The 20,173-nt window shown below is 66.3% G+C and carries 19 protein-coding genes; 13 read left to right on the top strand and 6 right to left on the bottom strand.

Annotated elements, in window-relative coordinates; translation table 11 throughout:
- Window positions 1-7: 7 nt before the first annotated feature.
- A complete protein-coding gene (locus LT948_RS11635) occupies window positions 8-1,165 on the top strand; it encodes a CBS domain-containing protein (RefSeq protein ID WP_003088049.1) in 1,158 nt (385 codons plus the stop codon).
- Here the strand turns inward: LT948_RS11635 and LT948_RS11630 are convergent.
- Window positions 1,153-2,016, bottom strand: coding sequence for a LysR family transcriptional regulator (locus LT948_RS11630; RefSeq protein WP_033995774.1), 864 nt, complete (start codon window positions 2,014-2,016; stop codon window positions 1,153-1,155). The two genes, LT948_RS11635 and LT948_RS11630, sit on opposite strands and share 13 nt — an antisense overlap.
- A 284-nt stretch (window positions 2,017-2,300) precedes the next feature.
- On the opposite strand from LT948_RS11630, the gene LT948_RS11625 reads away from it, so the two are divergent.
- Window positions 2,301-2,576 carry a hypothetical protein gene (locus LT948_RS11625; RefSeq protein WP_003098204.1) on the top strand — a complete coding sequence of 92 codons (276 nt, stop codon included), beginning with the start codon at window positions 2,301-2,303 and terminating at the stop codon, window positions 2,574-2,576.
- Between the two features lie 49 nt (window positions 2,577-2,625).
- On the opposite strand, the gene LT948_RS11620 is transcribed toward LT948_RS11625, so the two are convergent.
- Window positions 2,626-3,831: a GGDEF domain-containing protein gene (locus tag LT948_RS11620; RefSeq protein ID WP_003132751.1), complete on the bottom strand. Its 1,206-nt coding sequence runs from the start codon at window positions 3,829-3,831 to the stop codon at window positions 2,626-2,628.
- A gap of 248 nt (window positions 3,832-4,079) precedes the next feature.
- Between LT948_RS11620 and LT948_RS11615 the strand changes: the two genes are divergently transcribed.
- The 3 genes from LT948_RS11615 to LT948_RS11605 are packed head-to-tail and all read left to right on the top strand — an operon-like array spanning window position 4,080 to window position 6,523.
- Window positions 4,080-5,084, top strand: a complete 1,005-nt coding sequence (locus tag LT948_RS11615) for a GlxA family transcriptional regulator (protein WP_003088040.1) — start codon at window positions 4,080-4,082, stop codon at window positions 5,082-5,084.
- 22 nt (window positions 5,085-5,106) lie between these two features.
- Entirely contained in the window at window positions 5,107-5,349 is a 243-nt protein-coding gene (locus LT948_RS11610; protein ID WP_016253551.1) for a DUF1272 domain-containing protein, read from the top strand.
- A 4-nt stretch (window positions 5,350-5,353) separates the two neighbouring features.
- Window positions 5,354-6,523 (top strand): MFS transporter, encoded by a 1,170-nt coding sequence (locus LT948_RS11605; protein WP_031756124.1) that lies wholly within the window; start codon window positions 5,354-5,356, stop codon window positions 6,521-6,523.
- Between the two features lie 58 nt (window positions 6,524-6,581).
- Here LT948_RS11605 and nfuA read toward each other — a convergent pair whose 3' ends face one another.
- Both nfuA and LT948_RS11595 read right to left on the bottom strand, forming a co-directional pair.
- Window positions 6,582-7,166 (bottom strand): Fe-S biogenesis protein NfuA, encoded by a 585-nt coding sequence (gene nfuA / locus LT948_RS11600; RefSeq protein ID WP_003088034.1) that lies wholly within the window; start codon window positions 7,164-7,166, stop codon window positions 6,582-6,584.
- A gap of 122 nt (window positions 7,167-7,288) precedes the next feature.
- Window positions 7,289-9,577, bottom strand: coding sequence for a fatty acid cis/trans isomerase (locus LT948_RS11595; protein WP_023091938.1), 2,289 nt, complete (start codon window positions 9,575-9,577; stop codon window positions 7,289-7,291).
- A 360-nt stretch (window positions 9,578-9,937) separates the two neighbouring features.
- Here LT948_RS11595 and tsi1 point away from each other — a divergent pair, with 360 nt between their 5' ends.
- The 4 genes from tsi1 to LT948_RS11575 all read left to right on the top strand — a co-directional run bounded on the left by tsi1 (window position 9,938) and on the right by LT948_RS11575 (window position 15,318).
- Complete coding sequence (tsi1, locus tag LT948_RS11590) at window positions 9,938-10,456, top strand: type IV secretion system immunity protein Tsi1 (RefSeq protein WP_033995771.1); 519 nt, start codon at window positions 9,938-9,940, stop codon at window positions 10,454-10,456.
- A gap of 41 nt (window positions 10,457-10,497) precedes the next feature.
- A complete protein-coding gene (gene tse1 / locus LT948_RS11585; protein WP_232197076.1) occupies window positions 10,498-10,962 on the top strand; it encodes a type VI secretion system effector peptidoglycanhydrolase Tse1 in 465 nt (154 codons plus the stop codon).
- Window positions 10,963-11,236: 274 nt separating this feature from the next.
- Window positions 11,237-14,941: a methionine synthase gene (metH, locus tag LT948_RS11580; RefSeq protein ID WP_034036775.1), complete on the top strand. Its 3,705-nt coding sequence runs from the start codon at window positions 11,237-11,239 to the stop codon at window positions 14,939-14,941.
- Between the two features lie 14 nt (window positions 14,942-14,955).
- Window positions 14,956-15,318, top strand: coding sequence for a YggL family protein (locus LT948_RS11575; protein ID WP_003088023.1), 363 nt, complete (start codon window positions 14,956-14,958; stop codon window positions 15,316-15,318).
- 30 nt (window positions 15,319-15,348) lie between these two features.
- Here the strand turns inward: LT948_RS11575 and LT948_RS11570 are convergent, their stop codons facing one another.
- Together LT948_RS11570 and LT948_RS11565 are read right to left on the bottom strand one after the other, a co-directional pair.
- The gene (locus LT948_RS11570) at window positions 15,349-15,846 is read right to left on the bottom strand and encodes a prolyl-tRNA synthetase associated domain-containing protein (RefSeq protein ID WP_003122823.1); all 498 of its coding nucleotides are present in this window, start codon (window positions 15,844-15,846) and stop codon (window positions 15,349-15,351) included.
- A gap of 13 nt (window positions 15,847-15,859) precedes the next feature.
- Window positions 15,860-16,222 (bottom strand): DUF1883 domain-containing protein, encoded by a 363-nt coding sequence (locus LT948_RS11565; protein ID WP_003122824.1) that lies wholly within the window; start codon window positions 16,220-16,222, stop codon window positions 15,860-15,862.
- 37 nt (window positions 16,223-16,259) lie between these two features.
- Between LT948_RS11565 and LT948_RS11560 the strand changes: the two genes are divergently transcribed.
- The 4 genes from LT948_RS11560 to LT948_RS11545 all read left to right on the top strand — a co-directional run bounded on the left by LT948_RS11560 (window position 16,260) and on the right by LT948_RS11545 (window position 20,142).
- The gene (locus LT948_RS11560; RefSeq protein WP_015503100.1) at window positions 16,260-17,300 is read left to right on the top strand and encodes an RNA methyltransferase; all 1,041 of its coding nucleotides are present in this window, start codon (window positions 16,260-16,262) and stop codon (window positions 17,298-17,300) included.
- 64 nt (window positions 17,301-17,364) lie between these two features.
- Window positions 17,365-17,592 carry a DUF2970 domain-containing protein gene (locus tag LT948_RS11555; protein WP_003088007.1) on the top strand — a complete coding sequence of 76 codons (228 nt, stop codon included), beginning with the start codon at window positions 17,365-17,367 and terminating at the stop codon, window positions 17,590-17,592.
- A gap of 410 nt (window positions 17,593-18,002) precedes the next feature.
- Window positions 18,003-19,661, top strand: a complete 1,659-nt coding sequence (locus tag LT948_RS11550; protein ID WP_033977228.1) for a nitrite/sulfite reductase — start codon at window positions 18,003-18,005, stop codon at window positions 19,659-19,661.
- Window positions 19,645-20,142 (top strand): DUF934 domain-containing protein, encoded by a 498-nt coding sequence (locus LT948_RS11545; RefSeq protein ID WP_033995767.1) that lies wholly within the window; start codon window positions 19,645-19,647, stop codon window positions 20,140-20,142. Before LT948_RS11550 ends, LT948_RS11545 begins: the two co-directional genes overlap by 17 nt.
- The last annotated feature ends 31 nt before the right edge of the window (window positions 20,143-20,173 follow it).

Below are 20,173 nucleotides of genomic sequence, written 5' to 3'. Positions count from 1 at the left end.
GAGTTCCATGAACGACTCCCCCAGCACCGCCGTACGCACCTGGCTGAAAGGCTTCCGCCCCCTGACCCTGAACGCTCGACCGCGCGACTGCCTGCGCGCCGGACTCGGTGCCTGCATCGGCGCGCTCGCCGCGGTATTCGCCTGCCAGGCGTTGTTCGGCAGCGAACTGGCGCTGCGCCTGGCAGCGCCGCTGGGCGCATCCGCCGTACTACTGTTCGCCCTCGCCTCCAGCCCCCTGGCGCAACCCTGGTCGATGCTCGGCGGCAACCTGGTCGCCGCCCTGGCCGGCGGCCTCAGCGCCTACTGGTTCGGGCACGAACTGGCCCCGGCCCTGGTCGGCATGGCCCTCGGCATGCTGCTGATGTTCGCCCTGCGCTGCCTGCATCCGCCGAGCTGCGCGCTGGCCCTGAGCGTGGCCCTCAACCCATCCCTGAGCGAACTCGGCATCGACGTGGTCTGGCCGATCCTGCTCTCCACCCTAGTGCTGATCGGCTGCGCGCTGCTCTACAACAACCTGATGCGCTCTCCCTACCCGCGCCCCTACCAGCCGCCGCGGGCCAATCTCCATGGCACCCGCGACCTGGCGCCGAGCGCGCGGACGGACTTCTCCGCCCGGGACCTGGACCAGGCGCTGCAAGACTTCGGCGAATACGTCGACATCACCCGCGACGACCTCGAGCGACTGATCCACCATACCGAGCGCTACGCCTTGCGCCGGCGCATGGGCGAGCTGACCGCGGCACGAATCATGTCCCGCGACGTGCAGACCGCCAGCACCGAGACCTTCATCGACGACGCCTGGAAGCAGTTGCAGGAACACCGCCTGAAGGCCCTGCCGGTGCTCGACGAGCATCGGCGGCTGGCCGGCATCGTCACCCAGAGCGACCTGCTCAAGCACTTCCGCCCCGACGGCAGCCCGTTCAAGCGCCTGCGCTTCCTGCGCGGGACCAAGCTGAAGACGATCATGACCACCCCGGTGGTCTGCGTACAGGCCGACACCCACGCCGTCGAGCTGGTCTCGCTGCTATCCGACGAAGGCCTGCACTGCCTGCCGGTGCTCAACGAAGCCGGCTACCTGGTCGGCATCGTCAGCCAGACCGACCTGATCGCCGCGCTCTACCGCAACTGGCTGCAGCACCTGGGCCAGGCCGATCAGATCACGTAGTCCCAGCGCTGCGACCAGTCGCTGTCCTCGCGGACCACTTCGCGCAACAACTGGAACGCATGGCGCAGGGTCGGCGACAGGCGCTCGCGGGAGTACACCAGGTAGGTCGGGTAGGCGAACTCCGGCGCCTGCTCGACCCGTTGCAGGGTGCCGCCATCCAGGTAGCTGCTCACCACCCGGGTACGAAAATAGCCGCTACCGCCGTTCTGCATGATGTACTGCAGGGCCAGCGGCCCGAGGTTGCAGGCCAGCGCGGCCTTGGCCCGGTCCGGCAGCGCGGCATCGTGCTGGCTGCGGAAATCCGGGCCCCAGTCGACATACAGATAAGGCTCCGCGGATAGCACGGAACGCACCATCACCAGCTTCTCCTCCAGCAACTGCTCGACCTGCAGCCCTGGCCAGTATTCCGGCTGGTAGACCAGCGCGGCGTCCAGCGCGCCCTGCTCCAGTTGCTTGAGCAGGTCGGCGCCCTGGCCGATCTCGACCCGCACGGCGTGGCCGGGAATCGCCTCGCGCAGGCGCCGCATCCAGTTCAGCAGCAACGGATTGCACAGACTGAGCTCGCCACCGAGGTTGAGCAGGTTGCGGAAGCCGTCCGGCAGCGGCAGGTCGCGTCGCGCCGCATCCCAGGTCTGCACCAGTTGGCTGGCGTAGCCGAGGAAGTGTTCGCCGTCGGCGGTCAGGCGCGCGCCCGCGCGGTTGCGCACGAACAGCCGGCAGCCGAGTTGCCCTTCGAGGTTCTGGATGCGCGCGGTGACGGCCGTCTGGGTCAAGTGCAGGCGTTCCGCGGCAGCGACGAAACTACCGCTGCGGGCGATCTCCAGGAAGGTACGGGCGAGGTCGATATCCATGCGAAGCGGTCCGCTGCCACAGGTGGGCCGCCATTCTAGGCTGTGCAGGCGCGGGCGGCGAGCGCAAGGCGGCCTGGCCGCCCTCTTGGAAATCTGCGACAAAACACCGCGCCTAACCGCTTCGGCACGCCTAAACCCTTCGAAAAAGCGACAACCTGTTGCACAAACGCGCCACGCCGTGACTTTTTCGCTTTCGAAAGCATCAGTTAGCGTGACCGAACACGGTGGAGCCGGGAAGCGCCACCCATGTTCCACACAGACATGAACGAGAGAGACCGACTCCCATGAACGCTACGCTCCGTTTCAACGAGGCTTTGCTGATCACCGGGCGCGCCTTCCAGCCATACCAGTGCGTTGCCTGGTCCGAGCTAGGCAGTGACGGCGGCCTGAGCCTGTCCGTAGTCGATCGCACCGGCACCCGCCTGCTGGGCCGTGCACGCATTCCGAGCTCCGCCTACTCCGATCCGGAGCAGCTTGCCGGCCTGCTGCAACAGGCACGCGAAGAACTCAGCCACAACGGCTACAACCTGCAGGACTGGAGTATGCCCAGCCAAGGCTGAGCCGCTCCATACGACGAAAGGCGCCCACGGGCGCCTTTTTTCGTTTCCTCTATTCGAGGCGGTCGTGCTGCCGGAACGCCACGCGCACCGCGTTGCGCCCTGCATCCTTGGCCTCGTAGAGCGCGCGATCGGCCTCGCGATAGAGCGCGTCCAGGCCCATGCCTGAGGTCGAATAGGCCACCCCCAGGCTGATGGTCAGGCAGGGGCCGGCGCTGGAGCCCAGGTGCTCGATGCCCAGCGCCTCCACCGCCTGCCGCAGGCGCTCGGCGATGGCCAGGGTGTTGCCCTCCTCGCTGTCGTAGAGCAACACGGCGAACTCCTCCCCGCCCAGGCGCGCGGCGATATCCAACGGCCGCCGCGCGCCCTGCCGGAGCACGACGCCAAGCTGACGCAGGGCGGCATCGCCGGCCGGATGCCCGTAGTGGTCGTTGTAGGCCTTGAAGTCGTCGACATCCACCAGGATCAGCGCCACCCCCTTTTCCTCGCGGGCGCCCTGCTCCAGGGCCCGCTGGGCGAGCAGCTCGTAGTAGCGCCGGTTGACCAGGCCGGTGAGGCTGTCCTGTTCGGCCATCATGCCCAGCAGCCGCCGGCCGAGGAACTGCTCGCGCTGGGCGTAGTCCTGCAGGTACAGGGCGAACGAACAGATCAGGACCACCAGGCCGTTGTAGAGCGTATTCAGCAGGTTGGTACGCAGGTTCTCTTCGCCGCCGAAGAGCAGGAATACCGCCAGGTTCAGGGCCAGGCACAGCAACGCCAGGCGCACGCAGGCCCAGAACGCCAGGCCGAGCGGGAAGAACACCGCGAGGATGCCCAGGGTCGCGCCCAACTGGGTGAAGCGTGGCACCCCATGCCACTCGAACAGCACGTCGCAGGCCAGCACCGCCAGGTTGATCAGCAGCAGGCAGTAGGGCGCGATGGCATCGCCGACCTTGCGCAGGCTGGGCAGGAAGGCCGCCGGCCAGACCACCAGCAGCAGGCCGATCATTCCCAGGCGCACGCCCAGCAGTTGCTCGAACAGGTTGGGATGCAGGCGGATGTCCACCATCAACCAGTCGGCCACGATGAACAGCGTCCAGATCAGGAACGCCACCCCGATGGCAGCACGCCGCTGCATCAGCGAGTTCCAACTGAGAAACTCGCGAAATTCGTTTTCCAGCTCCTTTTCGAACCGCAACCAACGAAAACCGTTGCGCAACTGGCGCGCATACGGATTATCCGGCAGACCAGCCTGTACCAGGCCGTCGCGTGCAAGCATGCTGACTCCCCTACCTCGGACCGAACGCTGGAACAGGCCTGGACGACAATACCCTGGCGCCTCTACAGCGATGAGTCAAAAAGCCATCACCCGTTACCAGACAATAGGGCATGCGGCGTGCCGAGGCGATACCAGCCATCGGCGCAGCGGGACGCCCCGGCGAGCGAATGGCAAGATCCGTGGGCCAACTGGCATTGCGGCCAGGTCCGAAGGACGCCAGACTGCCGCCATCGCCATGAGGTCATGCCATGCCCGAACCACGCCTGATTGCCTGCCTGATCTATCCCGACGTGATGAGCCTGGACGTGACCGGACCGCTGCAGGTATTCGCCTCGGCCAACGTCGAACGCCAGCGCCAGGGTCTGCCGCCTTTCTACCGGATACAGGTGCTCGGCGAGCGTAGCGAAGCGGTGCCCAGTTCCGCGGGCATCCGCATCTGCGCCGACCTCGCCTGGCGCGACTGTCCGCCGGAAAGCCTGGACACCCTGTTGGTGCCCGGCGGCCTCGGTGTCGAGGCGCAGACCCGCAACGCCGACCTGCTCGCCTGGCTGAAAGCCGCCGAACCGCGCATACGGCGGCTCGGCTCGGTGTGTTCGGGAGCGCTGATCCTGGCCGCCGCCGGGGTTCTCGACGGGCACCCGGCGACCACCCACTGGGCCGACGTGGCGACGCTGCGCCAGGGGTTTCCCGGCGTCCATGTGCAAGGCGACCGCCTGCACACCTACGACCCGCAGTGCCGCGACGGCGACGCCCACATCTTCACCTCGGCCGGCGTCACGGCGGGCATCGACCTGGCCCTGGCGCTGGTCGAGGCCGACCTCGGCCGCAGCCTGGCGCTCAGCGTCGCGCGACGCCTGGTGATGTTCCTCAAGCGTCCTGGCGGCCAGGCCCAGTTCAGCGCCTGGCTGACCCCGGAACCGAGCCGCACCCCGCGCCTGGCCGCGCTGCTGGAGTGGATTCCCGCCAACCTCGCCGGCGACCTGTCCCTGGAAGCCCTCGCCGACCGGGCCTGCATGAGCCCGCGTACGCTGTCCCGGGTATTTCTCCAGGAACTGGGCGTGGCGCCCGGTCGCTACGTCGAGCGGGTTCGCCTGGAGGCCGCGCGCGCCCTGCTGCAGGACGCCCAGGCATCGATCGCTACGGTGTCCCGGCTGTGCGGCTTCGGCCATCCGGAAAACCTCCGGCGGACGTTCCACAAGCATCTTTCGGTCAGCCCCCAGGAATACGCCGAACGCTTCGGCATGCTGGCCTGACGCTCCCACCGAGGACCTTCCCATGCTGGAACTGCGCCCCAACTGCGAGTGCTGCGACCGCGACCTGCCCGGCGACAGCGGCGACGCGCTGATCTGCACCTTCGAGTGCACCTTCTGCCGCGACTGCGCGACGGTCCGCCTGGGCGGCCAGTGCCCGAACTGCGGCGGCGAACTGCTGGCCCGGCCAAGGCGTCCGCGGGATGCGCTGGCCCGTCAGCCCGCCTCCAGCCGACGCGTCGTCAGGCCCGGCGGTTGTCCGGAGTGACGCCATGCTGCTACGCAACCCGACCCTGCTCCTGCTGTTCTGCGGCCAGGCCCTGTACTGGTCCTGTTCGCTGATCGGCATAACACTGACCGCGCTGGTCGGCGTCCAGCTGGCGCCGTTGAACAGCCTGGCCACCCTGCCCCTGGCCCTGCTGGTGCTGGGCAACCTGCTGGCGGTGCAGCCGTTGTCGCACTTCATGCAGCGCCACGGCCGACGTCCCGGGCTGATGCTCGGCGCCGGCGGCGGCGTGCTCGGCGGCCTGGTCTGCGCCGCCGGCGTCTGGACTGGCGATTTCCTCTGGTTCTGTCTCGGCGCGCTGGGCATCGGGGTCTACCAGGCCTCGGCCATGTACTACCGGTTCGCCGCGCTGGAGGCGGTGGATGCCGGGCGGAAAGGCCGCGCCAGCGCCTACGTGCTCGCCGGCGGGGTACTCGCCGCGCTGCTGGCGCCGAGCCTGGCGCTGTGGTCGCGCAACGCGCTGGCCCAGCCCTTCGTCGGCGCCTATCTGCTGATCGCCGCGCTGGCCCTCGCCGGCCTGCTGCTGATGGCCCTGCTCCGCGAAGGCCAAGCGCCGCGCCCGGCACGACTCGCGTGGCGCGACATAGGCGGCCTGTTGCGGCGGCCGGTGGTCCGCGCGGCCATCGCCTGCACCGCGACGGGACACGGGTTGATGATCCTGATCATGAACGCCACGCCGCTGGCCATGAGCTTCTGCGGCCTGCCGCTGGAACAGTCGAGTCGGGTCATCCAGTGGCACGTGCTGGGAATGTTCCTTCCGGCGTTCTTCGCCGGAGCGCTGGTCGACCGCATCGGCAACCGTCGCGTCGCCCTGCTCGGCGCGTTCCTGCTCGCCGCAAGTGCCGGCATCGCCCTGGGTGGACAGTCGGTCATGCATTTTCTGCTCAGTTCGCTGGCCCTGGGCAGCGGCTGGAACCTGATGCTCATCGCCGGCACCACCCTGCTCGGCGAGGGCCACGCCGAAAGCGAGCGCGGCGCCGCGCAAGGATTGATGGAGCAAGGCAACAGCCTGGTGGCGGCGCTGATGTCGTTCGGCTCCGGCGCCCTGATCACCAGCCTTGGCTGGAACGCGGTTAACCTGCTGGTCTGGCCGGCGCTGCTGGTGGCGCTGACACTGCTCTGGCCGGTACGGCGAACGCGGACGCTGTCGCGCTGAAACGCCGGCAACGAAAAAGGCGACCTTGCGGTCGCCTCTTCTGCTTTACGGAAACGCCTCAGTAGTAGGCGTTCTCCTTGTTGCTGTGGTCGGTCACGTCGCGCACGCCCTTCAGTTCGGGAATACGCTCGATCAGGGTCTTCTCGACGCCATCCTTGAGGGTCATGTCGACCATCCCGCAGCCCTGGCAACCACCGCCGAAACGCAACACGGCGATGTTGTCCTCGACCACGTCGACCAGGCTCACCTGTCCGCCGTGGCTGGCCAGGCCGGGATTGATCTCGGTCTGCAGGTAGTAGTTGATGCGTTCGGTGATCGGGCTGTCCTCGTTGACCATCGGCACCTTGGCGTTCGGCGCCTTGATGGTCAACTGGCCGCCCATGCGGTCGGTGGCGTAGTCCACCACCGCGTCTTCGAGGAAGGGCTCGCTGACCGCATCGATCCAGGCAGTGAAGTCCTTCAGGGCGATGGCGGTGTCCTCGACCTTTTCCTCGCCCGGCTTGCAGTAGGCGATGCAGGTTTCCGCGTACTGGGTACCCGGCTGGGTGATGAAGATACGAATGCCGATACCCGGGGTGCTCTGCTTCTCCAGCAACTCGGCCAGATACGCTTGGGCAGCTTCGGTAATGGTGATGGCGCTCATGGCAACTCCTCGCAAATATGCCGACAGTTTACGCCAATCGGTACTTGCGGATAAAGCCCTAGTAAATTAGTAGGAATAATTCGCGATAACCGACCCGCCCCTTGCGGAGCGGGTCGCGAGACTCAGAGGTTCTCGTAGCGATTCATGTCCAGCGCGCCCGCCTCGACCGGCTCGGTTTCGCGGATGTACGCCTCGAGATCGTGGAAGTAGCTCCAGAACCGCGGATTGCTGCGGCGCACGCCCCAGCGTTCGACCACCTTGTCGAAGTCCTCGCTACTCTTCGCCGCCTCCAGGGCGCCGACGAAGGCCTCGGCATCCGTCGCCGGCAGATCGAACATGAAGTTCGGGTAGCTGGACAGCACGCCCGGGTAGATCGTCAGGGTGTCCAGGCCCGGCTGGTAGCGCAGCGACTCGCCGAGCATGAAGGCGACATTGCTGTGCGCGCGGTTGCGCAGCACGGTATAGACCTCGCGCTTGCCGCTGGACGTACGTATCCGCAGCATGGTCGCCTCGGGGAAGCGCTCGATGACCTTGAGGCCGGCCGCCGGCCGGCTGACCAGGCGACTGAAGGCCTGCTCGGCGTCCTGCAGTTCGCGGTCGATGCCCGGTCGATAGCAGTTGCCGTCCAGGCAGCGGTTGATCGGGTCGGGGCGCGCATTGAGGTCGCCGTAGCGACGCAGCAGTTCTTCGGCGAAGGCCTTCTTCGGCTGCTTCTCCGGCAATCCCAGCGCGCTCGGCGTGTCATCGTCGAAGGCCTGGTAGTCCATCCACATCTTCAGCTTGCCGCTGTTCTGGTACCAGTCGTCAAGCAACGGCTGGCGCGCGTCGACCGGCATCAAGCGGAGGAAGTTCTGCTCGGCGCCGTTGCGGATCAGGTCGAAGTACAGGCGCGTCTGCGCCTGGTGCGAGACGTTGCCGAAGACATCGAAGTTCACCACCAGCCCGTAGTAGGTTCGCTCGAACAGCGGGTAGTCCATCAGCCACAGGGTCTGCGGTACCTCGCCAAGCAGGCCCTTGCGCACCGAGGCGCTGTCGAACTGGCGGAAGATGCTCAGCAGGGCGTTGTCGTTGCCGTGCCAGATCGTGTTCCAGGTCGGCGGCGGCGCGTCGGCGTAGACGTCCTGGCGCAGATCTTCGTACTCGTTGCGCTTGTCCCGGTAGGCGCTCCACAGGCCGAGCAGGTTCTTCAGCTCGTCGATCTGCCCCGGCAAGGCCAGCAGCGGCTCGCTCTGCGCGCGGAAGTTGGCGTCGGTGACGAACAGGTCCTGCTCGGGGTCCTGGAATACCACCCAGAAGTTGTCGCGGATCACGTCGGTGGCGATCTGTCCACGGCACACCGGCCCGCGGATGAAGGTACGGGTGAAGTACTCGGCGTTGTCCAGCATGAACTGGTAGCGCGCCCGTGGCGGGATCGCGGCGAAGGTGACGAACGGGTTGGCGCGGCTCTGCACGCCGTAGCCGGGAACCTTGTCGGTGTTCCACTGGGTGCCGAAGAACAGCTCCTGGACGCGTTCCAGCTTCTTCGCCGTCAGCGGATAGGTGATGTGCGTCTTGTGGACGATCACGCCCTGGATCGGCCAGAGGCGGTAATAGAAGCTGTTGCCCGGATCGTCGTTGGGACGCCGGGTCGGGATCGGGTCGATCGGCTGGCCGCTGGGCGTGCGTGAACGCACCAGCTGGAAGAAGTGGCCGGGCGCGCCCTGTTCCGGGAAATACAGGTGCGCCAGGAACAGGTGCTCGTAGAGCCAGCGCGAGACCAGGCTCTGCTTGGCCCCAGGCTGGTTGAGGAAACGCTCCCAGCTGGCCACCTGGCGCGCCTCGGCGGCGGTCGGCCGCAACGGCTGCTGGTCGACCGGGGCGCCCGCGGCCAGCCACTTCTGCAAGGTGGCGTATTCGTCGTCGCTCAGCCCGGCCACCGCGAAAGGCATGCCGGAACCCGGGTTCTTGCGGATGAACGCGTCGATGCTGGCCGGCGTCGGGCACTGGTTGGCGCGGTTGATCGAAATGTCCAGGCCTTCGGGGATCTTCGCATTCGGCTGCAACGGCTGGCTGTGGCCAAGCTCGAGCATCCGCGCCATCAGTGCGGCCTGGCCGTCCTGCGGTTCGAGCACCGACCAGAAGTCCTTGCGCCGCCAGGCGTCGGCACCGTGCGCATCGAGGTACAGGCGGGTGGTTTCCTGCGCCTTGGTCCGCGTGCCGTCGTAGACCGGCAGTTGGTTGGCGCCGCGCTGCGCGCCCTCGGCGCTGCTCAGGTTGAGCTGGCAGGGCGAATCGTAGCAGGCGTGGCAGGCGACGCACTTGGCGGTAAAGATCGGCTGGACGTCACGGCTATAGGAAATTTCAGCAGCGGAAACAGACTGGATAAAAGACGACAAAACGAAGGCCAACCCAACCAACGGTCTTGGCAACATGAACCACTCCTCACTCGGCGACGGGCGATTCTAGCAAACCGCCTCTCTGCGCCGCACTTTCACAACGGCGGGCGAACTCGCCCCGGGCCTGAGCTGCCATTTCGCCAGCATTCCACCGGCTTCGGCCGCCACGTATGCTAGCCGGGCTCCCAGGCCCGCCCTGGCGATCAAGGACGATGACTTCGAGGAAACAGGGATATGTTTCGACTCGCCGCGCCCCATCCGCGCCCGTTCGCGTGCGCCCCACGTCCCCTCTTCGCCGCTTTCCGCCTGCTGTCGCCAGGCGGCGCTTCCGTTCGCGCCCGGCGCGGCCTGGTCCATCCTTTCGCCGCCCTGGCGGCCCAACGGAGAACCCGCCCCATGAAACTGCTCGCCGGCAGCTTCGCCGCTCTCTTCCTGAGCCTTTCGGCCCAGGCGGCGGACTGTACTTTCACCCAGCTGGAAATCGTGCCCCGGTTCGGCTCGCCGAACATGTTCGGCGGCGAGGACGAGCACGTCCGCGTGATGTTCAGCAACGAGGATCCCAACGACGAAAACCCCGATGCCTTTCCCGAACCGCCGGTCTACCTGGCCGACCGCGTCAGCGGCAACGATTGCCGCATAGAGGACGGCGGCATCTGGTCGCGCGGCGGCGTGTTCCTGAGCCAGGACGGTCGGCGCGTGATGATGCATGAATTCAGCGGCTCCAGCGCCGAGCTGGTGTCCTACGACAGCGCCACCTGCAAGGTGGTGCACCGCGAGGACATCTCCGGCCAGCGCTGGGCGGTGGACAAGGACGGGCTGCGCCTGGGAGAGAAATGCTCGGGCGAATCCGTCGACAGCTGCGCGAAGATCGTGAAGCGTTCGCTCGCGCCGTTCTGCCAGACCGCAAAGAAATGATCCGGGCCGGAGCGCCCCTTATCGACACGCATAGGTGATACATGGACAGTCTCGATCAATGCATCGTCAACGCCTGCAAGAACAGCTGGGACAAGAGCTACCTGGCCGGCACCCCGAACAAGGACAACTGTTCCGGCTTCGTCCAGTCGGTGGCCGCCGAGCTGGGCGTACCGATGCCCCGCGGCAACGCCAACGCCATGGTCGACGGCCTGGAGCAGAGCTGGACCAAGCTCGCCTCCGGCGCCGAGGCCGCGCAGAAAGCGGCCCAGGGCTTCCTGGTGATCGCCGGCCTGAAGGGCCGCACCTACGGGCACGTCGCGGTGGTCATCAGCGGTCCGCTGTATCGGCAGAAGTACCCGATGTGCTGGTGCGGCAGCATCGCCGGCGCGGTCGGCCAGAGCCAGGGCCTGAAGTCGGTCGGCCAGGTATGGAATCGCACCGACCGCGACCGCCTCAACTACTACGTCTACTCCCTGGCCAGTTGCAGCCTGCCCTGGGCCAGTTGATTCAGGCCGTGATGCGAATGAGCCAGACTCATTCGCAGCACGATTCCCCACGAGCATCCCGACTCCACTCGCCCGCCCCTTCGCCGCCCGCCTGCGCACTCCGACCTCCGCATTCCGCCCGTATGCTGCGACAAAACGGCGCCAGGGGCTTTTCCGGCCCGCGGATGAACATCTTTCAACTTGAATGAAATTCATGGTCCAGCCACCCCCGGTCGGAAAGCCCCTGCCTTTGTTATGCTTTTCACCTTTCCGCCCACTGACGCCAGGTCCATCCATGTCCAGCCCGCTCACCGATCGCAGCGCCCGCCTGCAAGCCCTCCAGCACGCCCTCAGGGAACGTATCCTGATCCTCGATGGCGGCATGGGCACCATGATCCAGAGCTACAAGCTGGAAGAAGCCGACTACCGCGGCGAGCGCTTCGCCGACTGGCCGAGCGACGTGAAAGGCAACAACGACCTCTTGCTGCTCAGCCGCCCGGACGTGATCCAGGCCATCGAGAAGGCCTACCTCGACGCCGGCGCCGACATCCTCGAGACCAATACCTTCAACGCCACCCAGGTGTCCCAGGCCGACTACGGCATGCAGTCGCTGGCCTACGAACTCAACGTCGAAGGGGCGCGCCTGGCCCGCCAGGTGGCGGACGCGAAGACCGCCGAGACCCCGGACAAGCCGCGCTTCGTCGCCGGCGTGCTCGGCCCGACCAGCCGCACCTGCTCGATTTCCCCGGACGTGAACAACCCCGGCTACCGCAACGTCACCTTCGACGAACTGGTGGAGAACTACGTCGAGGCGACCCGCGGCCTGATCGAAGGCGGCGCCGACCTGATCCTGATCGAGACCATCTTCGACACCCTCAACGCCAAGGCGGCGATCTTCGCCGTCCAGGGCGTGTTCGAGGAACTCGGCGTGGAGCTGCCGATCATGATCTCCGGGACCATCACCGACGCCTCCGGCCGCACCCTGTCGGGCCAGACCACCGAGGCCTTCTGGAACTCGGTGCGGCATGCCCGGCCGATCTCGGTAGGCCTGAACTGCGCCCTCGGCGCCAAGGAATTGCGGCCGTACATCGAGGAACTGTCGACCAAGGCCGACACCCATGTCTCGGCCCACCCCAACGCCGGCCTGCCGAACGCCTTCGGCGAATACGACGAATCGCCGGCGGAAATGGCCGTGGTGGTCGAGGAATTCGCCGCCGCCGGCTTCCTCAATATCGTCGGCGGCTGCTGCGGCACCACCCCGGCGCACATCGAGGCGATCGCCAAGGCAGTGGCCAAGTACCCGCCGCGGGCCATCCCGGAGATTCCCCGGGCCTGCCGCCTGTCCGGTCTGGAGCCGTTCACCATCGACCGCAGCTCGCTGTTCGTCAACGTCGGCGAGCGCACCAACATCACCGGCTCGGCCAAGTTCGCCCGGCTGATCCGCGAGGAAAACTACGCGGAAGCTCTCGAGGTCGCCCAGCAGCAGGTGGAAGCCGGCGCCCAGGTGATCGACATCAACATGGACGAAGGCATGCTGGACTCGAAGGCGGCCATGGTCACCTTCCTCAACCTGATCGCCTCCGAGCCCGACATCTCGCGCGTGCCGATCATGATCGACTCCTCCAAGTGGGAGGTGATCGAGGCCGGCCTCAAGTGCATCCAGGGCAAGGGCATCGTCAACTCGATCTCGATGAAGGAAGGCGTCGAGGCCTTCAAGCACCACGCCCGCCTGTGCAAGCGCTACGGCGCCGCGGTGGTGGTGATGGCCTTCGACGAGGACGGCCAGGCCGACACCCAGGCGCGCAAGGAAGAAATCTGCAAGCGCTCCTACGACATCCTGGTCGACGAAGTCGGCTTCCCGCCGGAAGACATCATCTTCGACGCGAACATCTTCGCCATCGCCACCGGCATCGAGGAACACAACAACTACGCGGTCGATTTCATCAACGCCTGCGCCTACATCCGCGACCACCTGCCCTACGCCCTCAGCTCGGGCGGGGTGTCCAACGTGTCCTTCTCGTTCCGCGGCAACAACCCGGTACGCGAGGCGATCCACTCGGTGTTCCTCTACTACGCGATCCGCAACGGCCTGACCATGGGCATCGTCAACGCCGGCCAGCTGGAAATCTACGACGAGATCCCGAAGGCGCTGCGCGACCGGGTCGAGGACGTGGTGCTCAACCGCACGCCAGAGGCCACCGAGGCCCTGCTGGCGATCGCCGACGACTACAAGGGCGGCGGCGCGGTCAAGGAGGCCGAGGACGAGGAATGGCGCAGCTACAGCGTCGAGAAGCGCCTCGAGCATGCGCTGGTCAAGGGCATCACCACCTGGATCGTCGAGGACACCGAGGAATGCCGCCAGCAGTGCGCGCGCCCCATCGAGGTCATCGAAGGTCCGCTGATGTCCGGGATGAACGTGGTCGGCGACCTGTTCGGCGCCGGCAAGATGTTCCTCCCGCAGGTGGTCAAGTCCGCGCGAGTGATGAAGCAGGCGGTGGCCCACCTGATTCCCTTCATCGAGGCGGAGAAAGGCGACAAGCCGGAAGCCAAGGGCAAGATCCTGATGGCCACGGTGAAGGGCGACGTGCACGACATCGGCAAGAACATCGTCGGCGTGGTGCTCGGCTGCAACGGCTATGACGTGGTCGACCTCGGCGTGATGGTGCCGGCGGAGAAGATCCTGCAGACCGCCATCGCCGAGAAATGCGACATCATCGGCCTGTCCGGCCTGATCACGCCGTCGCTGGACGAGATGGTCCACGTCGCCAAGGAAATGCAGCGGCAGAATTTCCAGTTGCCGCTGATGATCGGCGGCGCCACCACCTCGAAGGCGCATACCGCGGTGAAGATCGATCCGCAGTACAGCAACGACGCGGTGGTCTACGTCACCGACGCCTCGCGCGCGGTAGGCGTGGCCACCAGCCTGCTGTCCAAGGAGCTGAAGGCCGACTACGTGGCCCGCACCCGCGCCGACTACGCGGTGGTCCGCGAACGCACGGCCAACCGCAGCGCCCGCACCGAGCGGCTGAGCTACGAACAGGCGATCGCCAACAAGCCAGCGTTCGACTGGGCCGGCTACCAGGCGCCGACGCCTTCCTTCACCGGCGTCAGGGTGCTCGACGAGATCGACCTCGCGGTGCTCGCCGAGTACATCGACTGGACGCCGTTCTTTATTTCCTGGGACCTGGCCGGCAAGTACCCGCGCATCCTCACCGACGAGGTGGTCGGCGAGGCCGCCACCGCGTTGTTCAACGACGCCCAGGCGATGCTGAAGAAGCTGATCGACGAGAAGCTGATCAAGGCCCGCGCGGTGTTCGGCTTCTGGCCGGCCAACCAGGTCGAGCACGACGACCTGGAGGTCTACGGCGCCGACGGCGAGACCCTCGCCACCCTGCACCACCTGCGCCAGCAGACGATCAAGCCGGACGGCAAGCCGAACCTGTCGCTGGCCGATTTCGTCGCGCCGAAGGACAGCGGCGTGCGCGATTACCTCGGCGGCTTCATCACCACCGCCGGGATCGGCGCCGAGGAAGTGGCCAAGGCGTACGAAGCCAAGGGCGACGACTACAACAGCATCATGGTCAAGGCGCTCGCCGACCGCCTCGCCGAAGCCTGCGCCGAGTGGCTGCACGAGCGGGTGCGCAAGGAGTACTGGGGCTACGCCCGCGACGAGCACCTCGACAACGAGGCCTTGATCAAGGAGCAATACGTCGGCATCCGCCCGGCACCGGGCTACCCGGCCTGCCCCGACCATACCGAGAAAGGCACCCTGTTCGAACTGCTCGATCCGCAGGGCCTGTCCGGCGTCAGCCTGACCGAGCACTACGCGATGTTCCCGGCCGCGGCGGTCAGCGGTTGGTATTTCGCCCACCCGCAGGCGCAGTACTTCGCGGTCGGCAAGATCGACAAGGACCAGGTGGAACGCTACAGCCAGCGCAAGGGCCAGGAAGTCAGCGTCAGCGAGCGCTGGCTAGCGCCGAACCTTGGCTACGACGACTGACCAGGAAGGCGACGATGAAATTCCTCACTCCCGAGCAGATGGAAAAACCGCGCAAGCGCCGCCTGCGCAAGAAACTGCGCCTGGGCGAGTTCCAGGAGTTCGGTTTCAGCTTCGAACTGACCTACGACCGTAGCGCCCTCTCCTACGACGATGCGCTGGACCATCTGATCGACTTCGTCGAGGCCCAGGGCTGGGTGTTCGGCGGTGGCGGCTCGCCGGAACAGGCGGAGATCAGCGGCTACCTGTGCCTGGCGCGGGTCGGCAGCCTGGACGAGGCGGACCGGGAAAGCGCCCGCCTGTGGCTGGAAGCCCAACCCTGGTGCAAGACCTTCGAGGTCGGCCCGTTGAGCGACTGCTGGCACAACTTCTTCGAGTGAAACCGGCGCCAGCAGGCGCGAAGCTGCGACCTACACCCGGATCAGGCGCGGTTCATGCCCCGTGTGGGCGAGAAAGGCCAGCAGGTCTGCGTAGCGAATGCACTCGGTGGCGGTATTCACCAACGGGTGGAAACCGAGCAACTGGTCCTGGCGAATGGCATCGTCGAGCAACACCTCGACCCTGTGCTGCGGATCGTTGACCAGCGCGAAAGGCGTCACGCAGCCCAGTTCGACGCCGAGGTATTCGCGCAGGCGCTCGACCGAGGCGAACGACAGGCGGCTTTCGCCGATCTGTTCGGCGATGCCCGGCAGGTCGGCCTCCTTGCGCTCGTCGAGCAGCACCAGGTAGTGGCGAGTACCCTTGCGGTTGCGCAGGAACAGGTTCTTGATGCCCTGGTCGGGCAATTCGATGCCCTGCGCGTAATATTCCTCGATGGAGGCGATCGCCGGATGCTCGACCCGCTGGCTGTCGATGGCCAGCTCGCGGAGCAACGCCAGAAGCGCCTGCTCGTCCATTTTCGCACTCATGGGACGCGCGCCCTCAGGTGAACTGCGAACCGGAACGGCGCACGAACTTGATCGACCACTTGAAGTTCGGCTTGCGCGTCACGCTGATCGGGCGCCGGGTCACGGTATCGATGGTGATGTTCCAGAACCCGGTGCTGGGCACCTTGATCTTCGCCGGGAAGCGGTCGAAGGCGCCGCCATGGTAGCTATGCCGCCCGCCATTCTTGAAACTGCGGAAATTGGCGTCGTTCATCAGGCGGATATTGCATTGCTGCGAACACTCGATGACCACGATGTCGTCTTCGTTGAGGTGTTCGCGCTGGTGGACGAATTTCATGGAACGGTTCCGTTGCTGCGGTGGAGCGGAGCGCAACGATAGCACGTCGGCGCCGGCCATACCGCCTCATGACGGGCAATGGTAGGATGCGCGCCCCATGCGTAGCCAAGACCTCCACCAGCGCCTCGCCGATCTCGGCGCCAAGCCCCTGCATTGCGGGAGGATCGTCCGCGCCTGGCTGCAAGGCCGCGCCCTCGATGCCTGCACCGCCCGCCAGCCGGCCGAGGACTTCCTGCCGCTGAGCGTACGCCACGGTCTGCCCCAGGTCGCCGCGGAACTGGAAGGCATCGCCCGCCTGCACAGCGAGCATCCGGCGAGCGACGGCTCGTCGCGCCTGCTGGTGGAACTGGCCGACCGGCAGATGGTGGAAAGCGTGCTGCTGCCGCGCGGTGGGCTGTGCGTCTCGACCCAGGTCGGCTGCGCGGTCGGCTGCGTGTTCTGCATGACCGGCCGCAGCGGCCTGCTGCGCCAGGTCGGCAGCCTGGAGATGGTCGCCCAGGTGGTCCTGGCGCGGCGTCGGCGAGCGGTGAAGAAAGTGGTGTTCATGGGCATGGGCGAGCCGGCGCACAACCTCGACAACGTCCTCGAAGCCATCGACCTGCTCGGCACCGATGGCGGCATCGGCCACAAGAACCTGGTGTTCTCCACCGTCGGCGATCCCCGCGTGTTCGAGCGCCTGCCCCGGCAACGGGTGAAGCCCGCCCTCGCCTTGTCCCTGCACAGCACCCGCGCCGAACTGCGCCGGCAACTGTTGCCCAAGGCGCCGCCGCTGAGCCCGGAAGAACTGGTGGAAGCCGGCGAGGCCTACGCCCGCCGGGTCGACTATCCGATCCAGTACCAATGGACCCTGCTCGAAGGGATCAACGACAGCCTGGAGGAAATGGACGGCATCCTGCGCCTGCTCAAAGGCCGCTTCGCGGTAATGAACCTGATCCCCTACAACAGCATGGACGGCGACGCCTACCGGCGCCCGAGCGGGGAGCGGATCGTCGAGCTGGTGCGCTACCTGCACAGCCGCGGCGTGCTGACCAAGGTGCGCAACTCGGCCGGCCAGGACATCGACGGCGGCTGCGGGCAACTGCGCGCCAGGGCCACGCAGGGCACGGCGGAACGGCGCATCCCCGCCCGCCAGGCCTGAAGCCACCCTCCTCCCGCCAAGGGTCTAGACTCTCAGGGCAGGTATGGAAAAGAGAGGACCACCGATGGGTATCGAGACGGAAGAACCGAACCAGAAGCCGCCGACCTTCTGGCAGATGCTGCATAGCGTGATGGCTGCCGCCTTCGGCGTACAGAGCGGGCGAAACCGCGCCCGCGATTTCAGCCACGGCAAGCCCGTGCACTTCATCATGCTGGGCCTGCTCTTCACCCTGGTGTTCGTGCTGTTGCTGGCCGGGATCGTGAAACTGGTGCTGAGCCTCAGCGGCCTGTGATCCCTGCGCCGCCGAGGCGGGCTTTCACTGGTGGCTGACCCAGAACACCGCGGTAGCCACCACCAGCAGGATCAGGACGAAGGCCGCGCGGGCGTCGACCACGCTGTCGCGGTTTTCCTGGGTTTTGCTCGGCTCGCTCATGACTCCCCCTGTTTCTTGTGGGTATCGGGACGAAGACATCGAAAGGCACTCTCCAGTTAAGACCAGCGCCGCCCATCGCTCAAGAAAGGCGCCGTTGCGAAGCGGTTATGCTTGCCTGGCGACTTAGTCTTTTTGGTTCTTACCATATACTCAAACATCACTTTTACGCATAAATATGAACTGGTATCGTGCGCCCACTCCGCGTGGAGCGCGTAGCCGTGCGCGCTGGTTAACGCAGTAAGCCGCATAGCCTGACAGCAGGAATATTCATGTACGTATACGACGAGTACGACCAACGGATCGTCGAGGACCGCGTCAAGCAGTTCCGCGACCAGACCCGCCGTTACCTGGCGGGTGAATTGACCGGTGAGGAGTTCCGCCCGCTGCGCCTGCAGAACGGTCTCTATATCCAGCGCTATGCCCCGATGCTGCGCATCGCCGTTCCCTATGGCCTGCTCTCCTCGCGCCAACTGCGCAAGCTGGCGCAGATCGCCCGCGACTACGACAAGGGCTACGCCCACATCAGCACCCGGCAGAACGTGCAGTTCAACTGGCCGGAGCTGGAAGACGTGCCGGAAATCCTCGCCGAGCTGGCCACCGTGCAGATGCACGCGATTCAGACCAGCGGCAACTGCATCCGCAACACCACCACCGACCAGTTCGCCGGCGTCGCCCGCGACGAACTGGTGGACCCGCGCCCCTGGTGCGAGATCATCCGCCAATGGTCGACCTTCCACCCCGAGTTCGCCCACCTGCCGCGCAAGTTCAAGATCGCGGTGAACGGCGCGGTGAGCGACCGTGCCGCCATCGAAGTGCACGACATCGGCCTGGAGGCGGTGAAGAACGAGGCCGGCGAGCTCGGCTTCCGCGTCTCGGTCGGCGGCGGCCTGGGCCGAACCCCCATCGTCGGCAGCTTCATCAATGAATTCCTGCCCTGGCAGCACCTGCTCGGCTACCTGGATGCCATCCTGCGCGTCTACAACCGCTATGGCCGGCGCGACAACAAGTACAAGGCGCGGATCAAGATCCTGGTCAAGGCGCTGACCCCGGAAGTCTTCGCCGAGCGCGTCGAGGCCGAATGGGCCAACCTCAAGGACGGACCGAGCACCCTCACCGAGGCGGAAGTCCAGCGCGTCGCCGCGCATTTCGTCGATCCGGCCTACAAGGCCCTCGACGACCTCGATGAATCCCTCGCCCGGCTCGACGCGGAGCACCCCGGCTTCGCCCGCTGGCGCGCACGCAACACCTTCGCCCACAAGAAGCCCGGCTACGTCGCCGTGACGCTCTCGCTGAAGCCCACCGGCACCGCGCCGGGAGACGTCACCGACAAGCAACTGGACGCCATCGCCGATCTCGCCGACCGCTACAGCTTCGGCGAGGTACGCAACAGCCATAACCAGAACATCATCCTCGCCGACGTCGAGCAGGGCGAACTCTTCGCCCTCTGGGGCGAACTCCGCGAACTGGGCTTCGCCACCCCCAACGTCGGCCTGCTGACCGACATCATCTGCTGCCCCGGCGGCGACTTCTGCTCCCTGGCCAACGCCAAGTCGATCCCGATCGCCGAAGCCATCCAGCGCCGCTTCGACAATCTCGACTACCTGTTCGACATCGGCGACATCGACCTGAATATCTCCGGTTGCATGAACGCCTGCGGCCATCACCATGTCGGCCACATCGGCATCCTCGGGGTCGACAAGAAAGGCGCGGAGTTCTACCAGGTCTCCCTCGGCGGCAGCTCGGCGCGCGACGCCAGCCTCGGGCAGATCCTCGGCCCGTCCTTCGCCCAGGAGCAGATGGCCGACGTGATCGACAAGATCATCCAGGTCTACGTGGAACGCCGGACCGAGGAAGAACCCTTCATTGACACCTTCCGCCGTATCGGTATCGACCCGTTCAAGGAGCGCGTATATGCAGCGAATCATTAAGCACCGCCAGGTGGTCGACGACCGCTGGCACTTGCTGCCCAAGGACGCGACCCTGGAAAGCGTGCCCAACAGCGACGACGTGATCATCCCGCTGGCCCTGTGGCTCGAGCACGGCCCGGCCCTGCGCGGCCGCGACGGCGGCCTGGGGGTCTGGCTGGACGCGGACGAGGAGCCGGAAAGCATCGCCGGTGACCTCGACAGGTTCCAGGTGATCGCGGTGAACTTCCCCGCCTTTACCGATGGCCGCGGCTTCAGCAGCGCGCGCCTGCTGCGCGAGCGCTACGGCTACAAGGGCGAGATCCGCGCGATCGGCGACGTGCTGCGCGACCAGCTGTTCTTCATGCGCCGCTGCGGCTTCGACGCCTACGCCATCCGTGCCGACCGCAGCCCGGAAGACGCCCTGGCCAGCCTGGACGACTTCAGCGAGGTCTACCAGACCTCGGTGGAGCAGCCGCTGCCGCTGTTCCGCCGCCGCGGCTGAACCCGGCCCTGACGAAAAAGCCCCGCAGCCG

It is taken from the genome of Pseudomonas sp. CP-1 (assembly GCF_021213715.1).
In the GTDB taxonomy this organism is placed as follows: domain Bacteria; phylum Pseudomonadota; class Gammaproteobacteria; order Pseudomonadales; family Pseudomonadaceae; genus Pseudomonas; species Pseudomonas aeruginosa.
The sequence above is the reverse complement of the archived record's forward strand: the minus strand, read 5'-3'. Positions and strand labels throughout refer to the sequence as shown.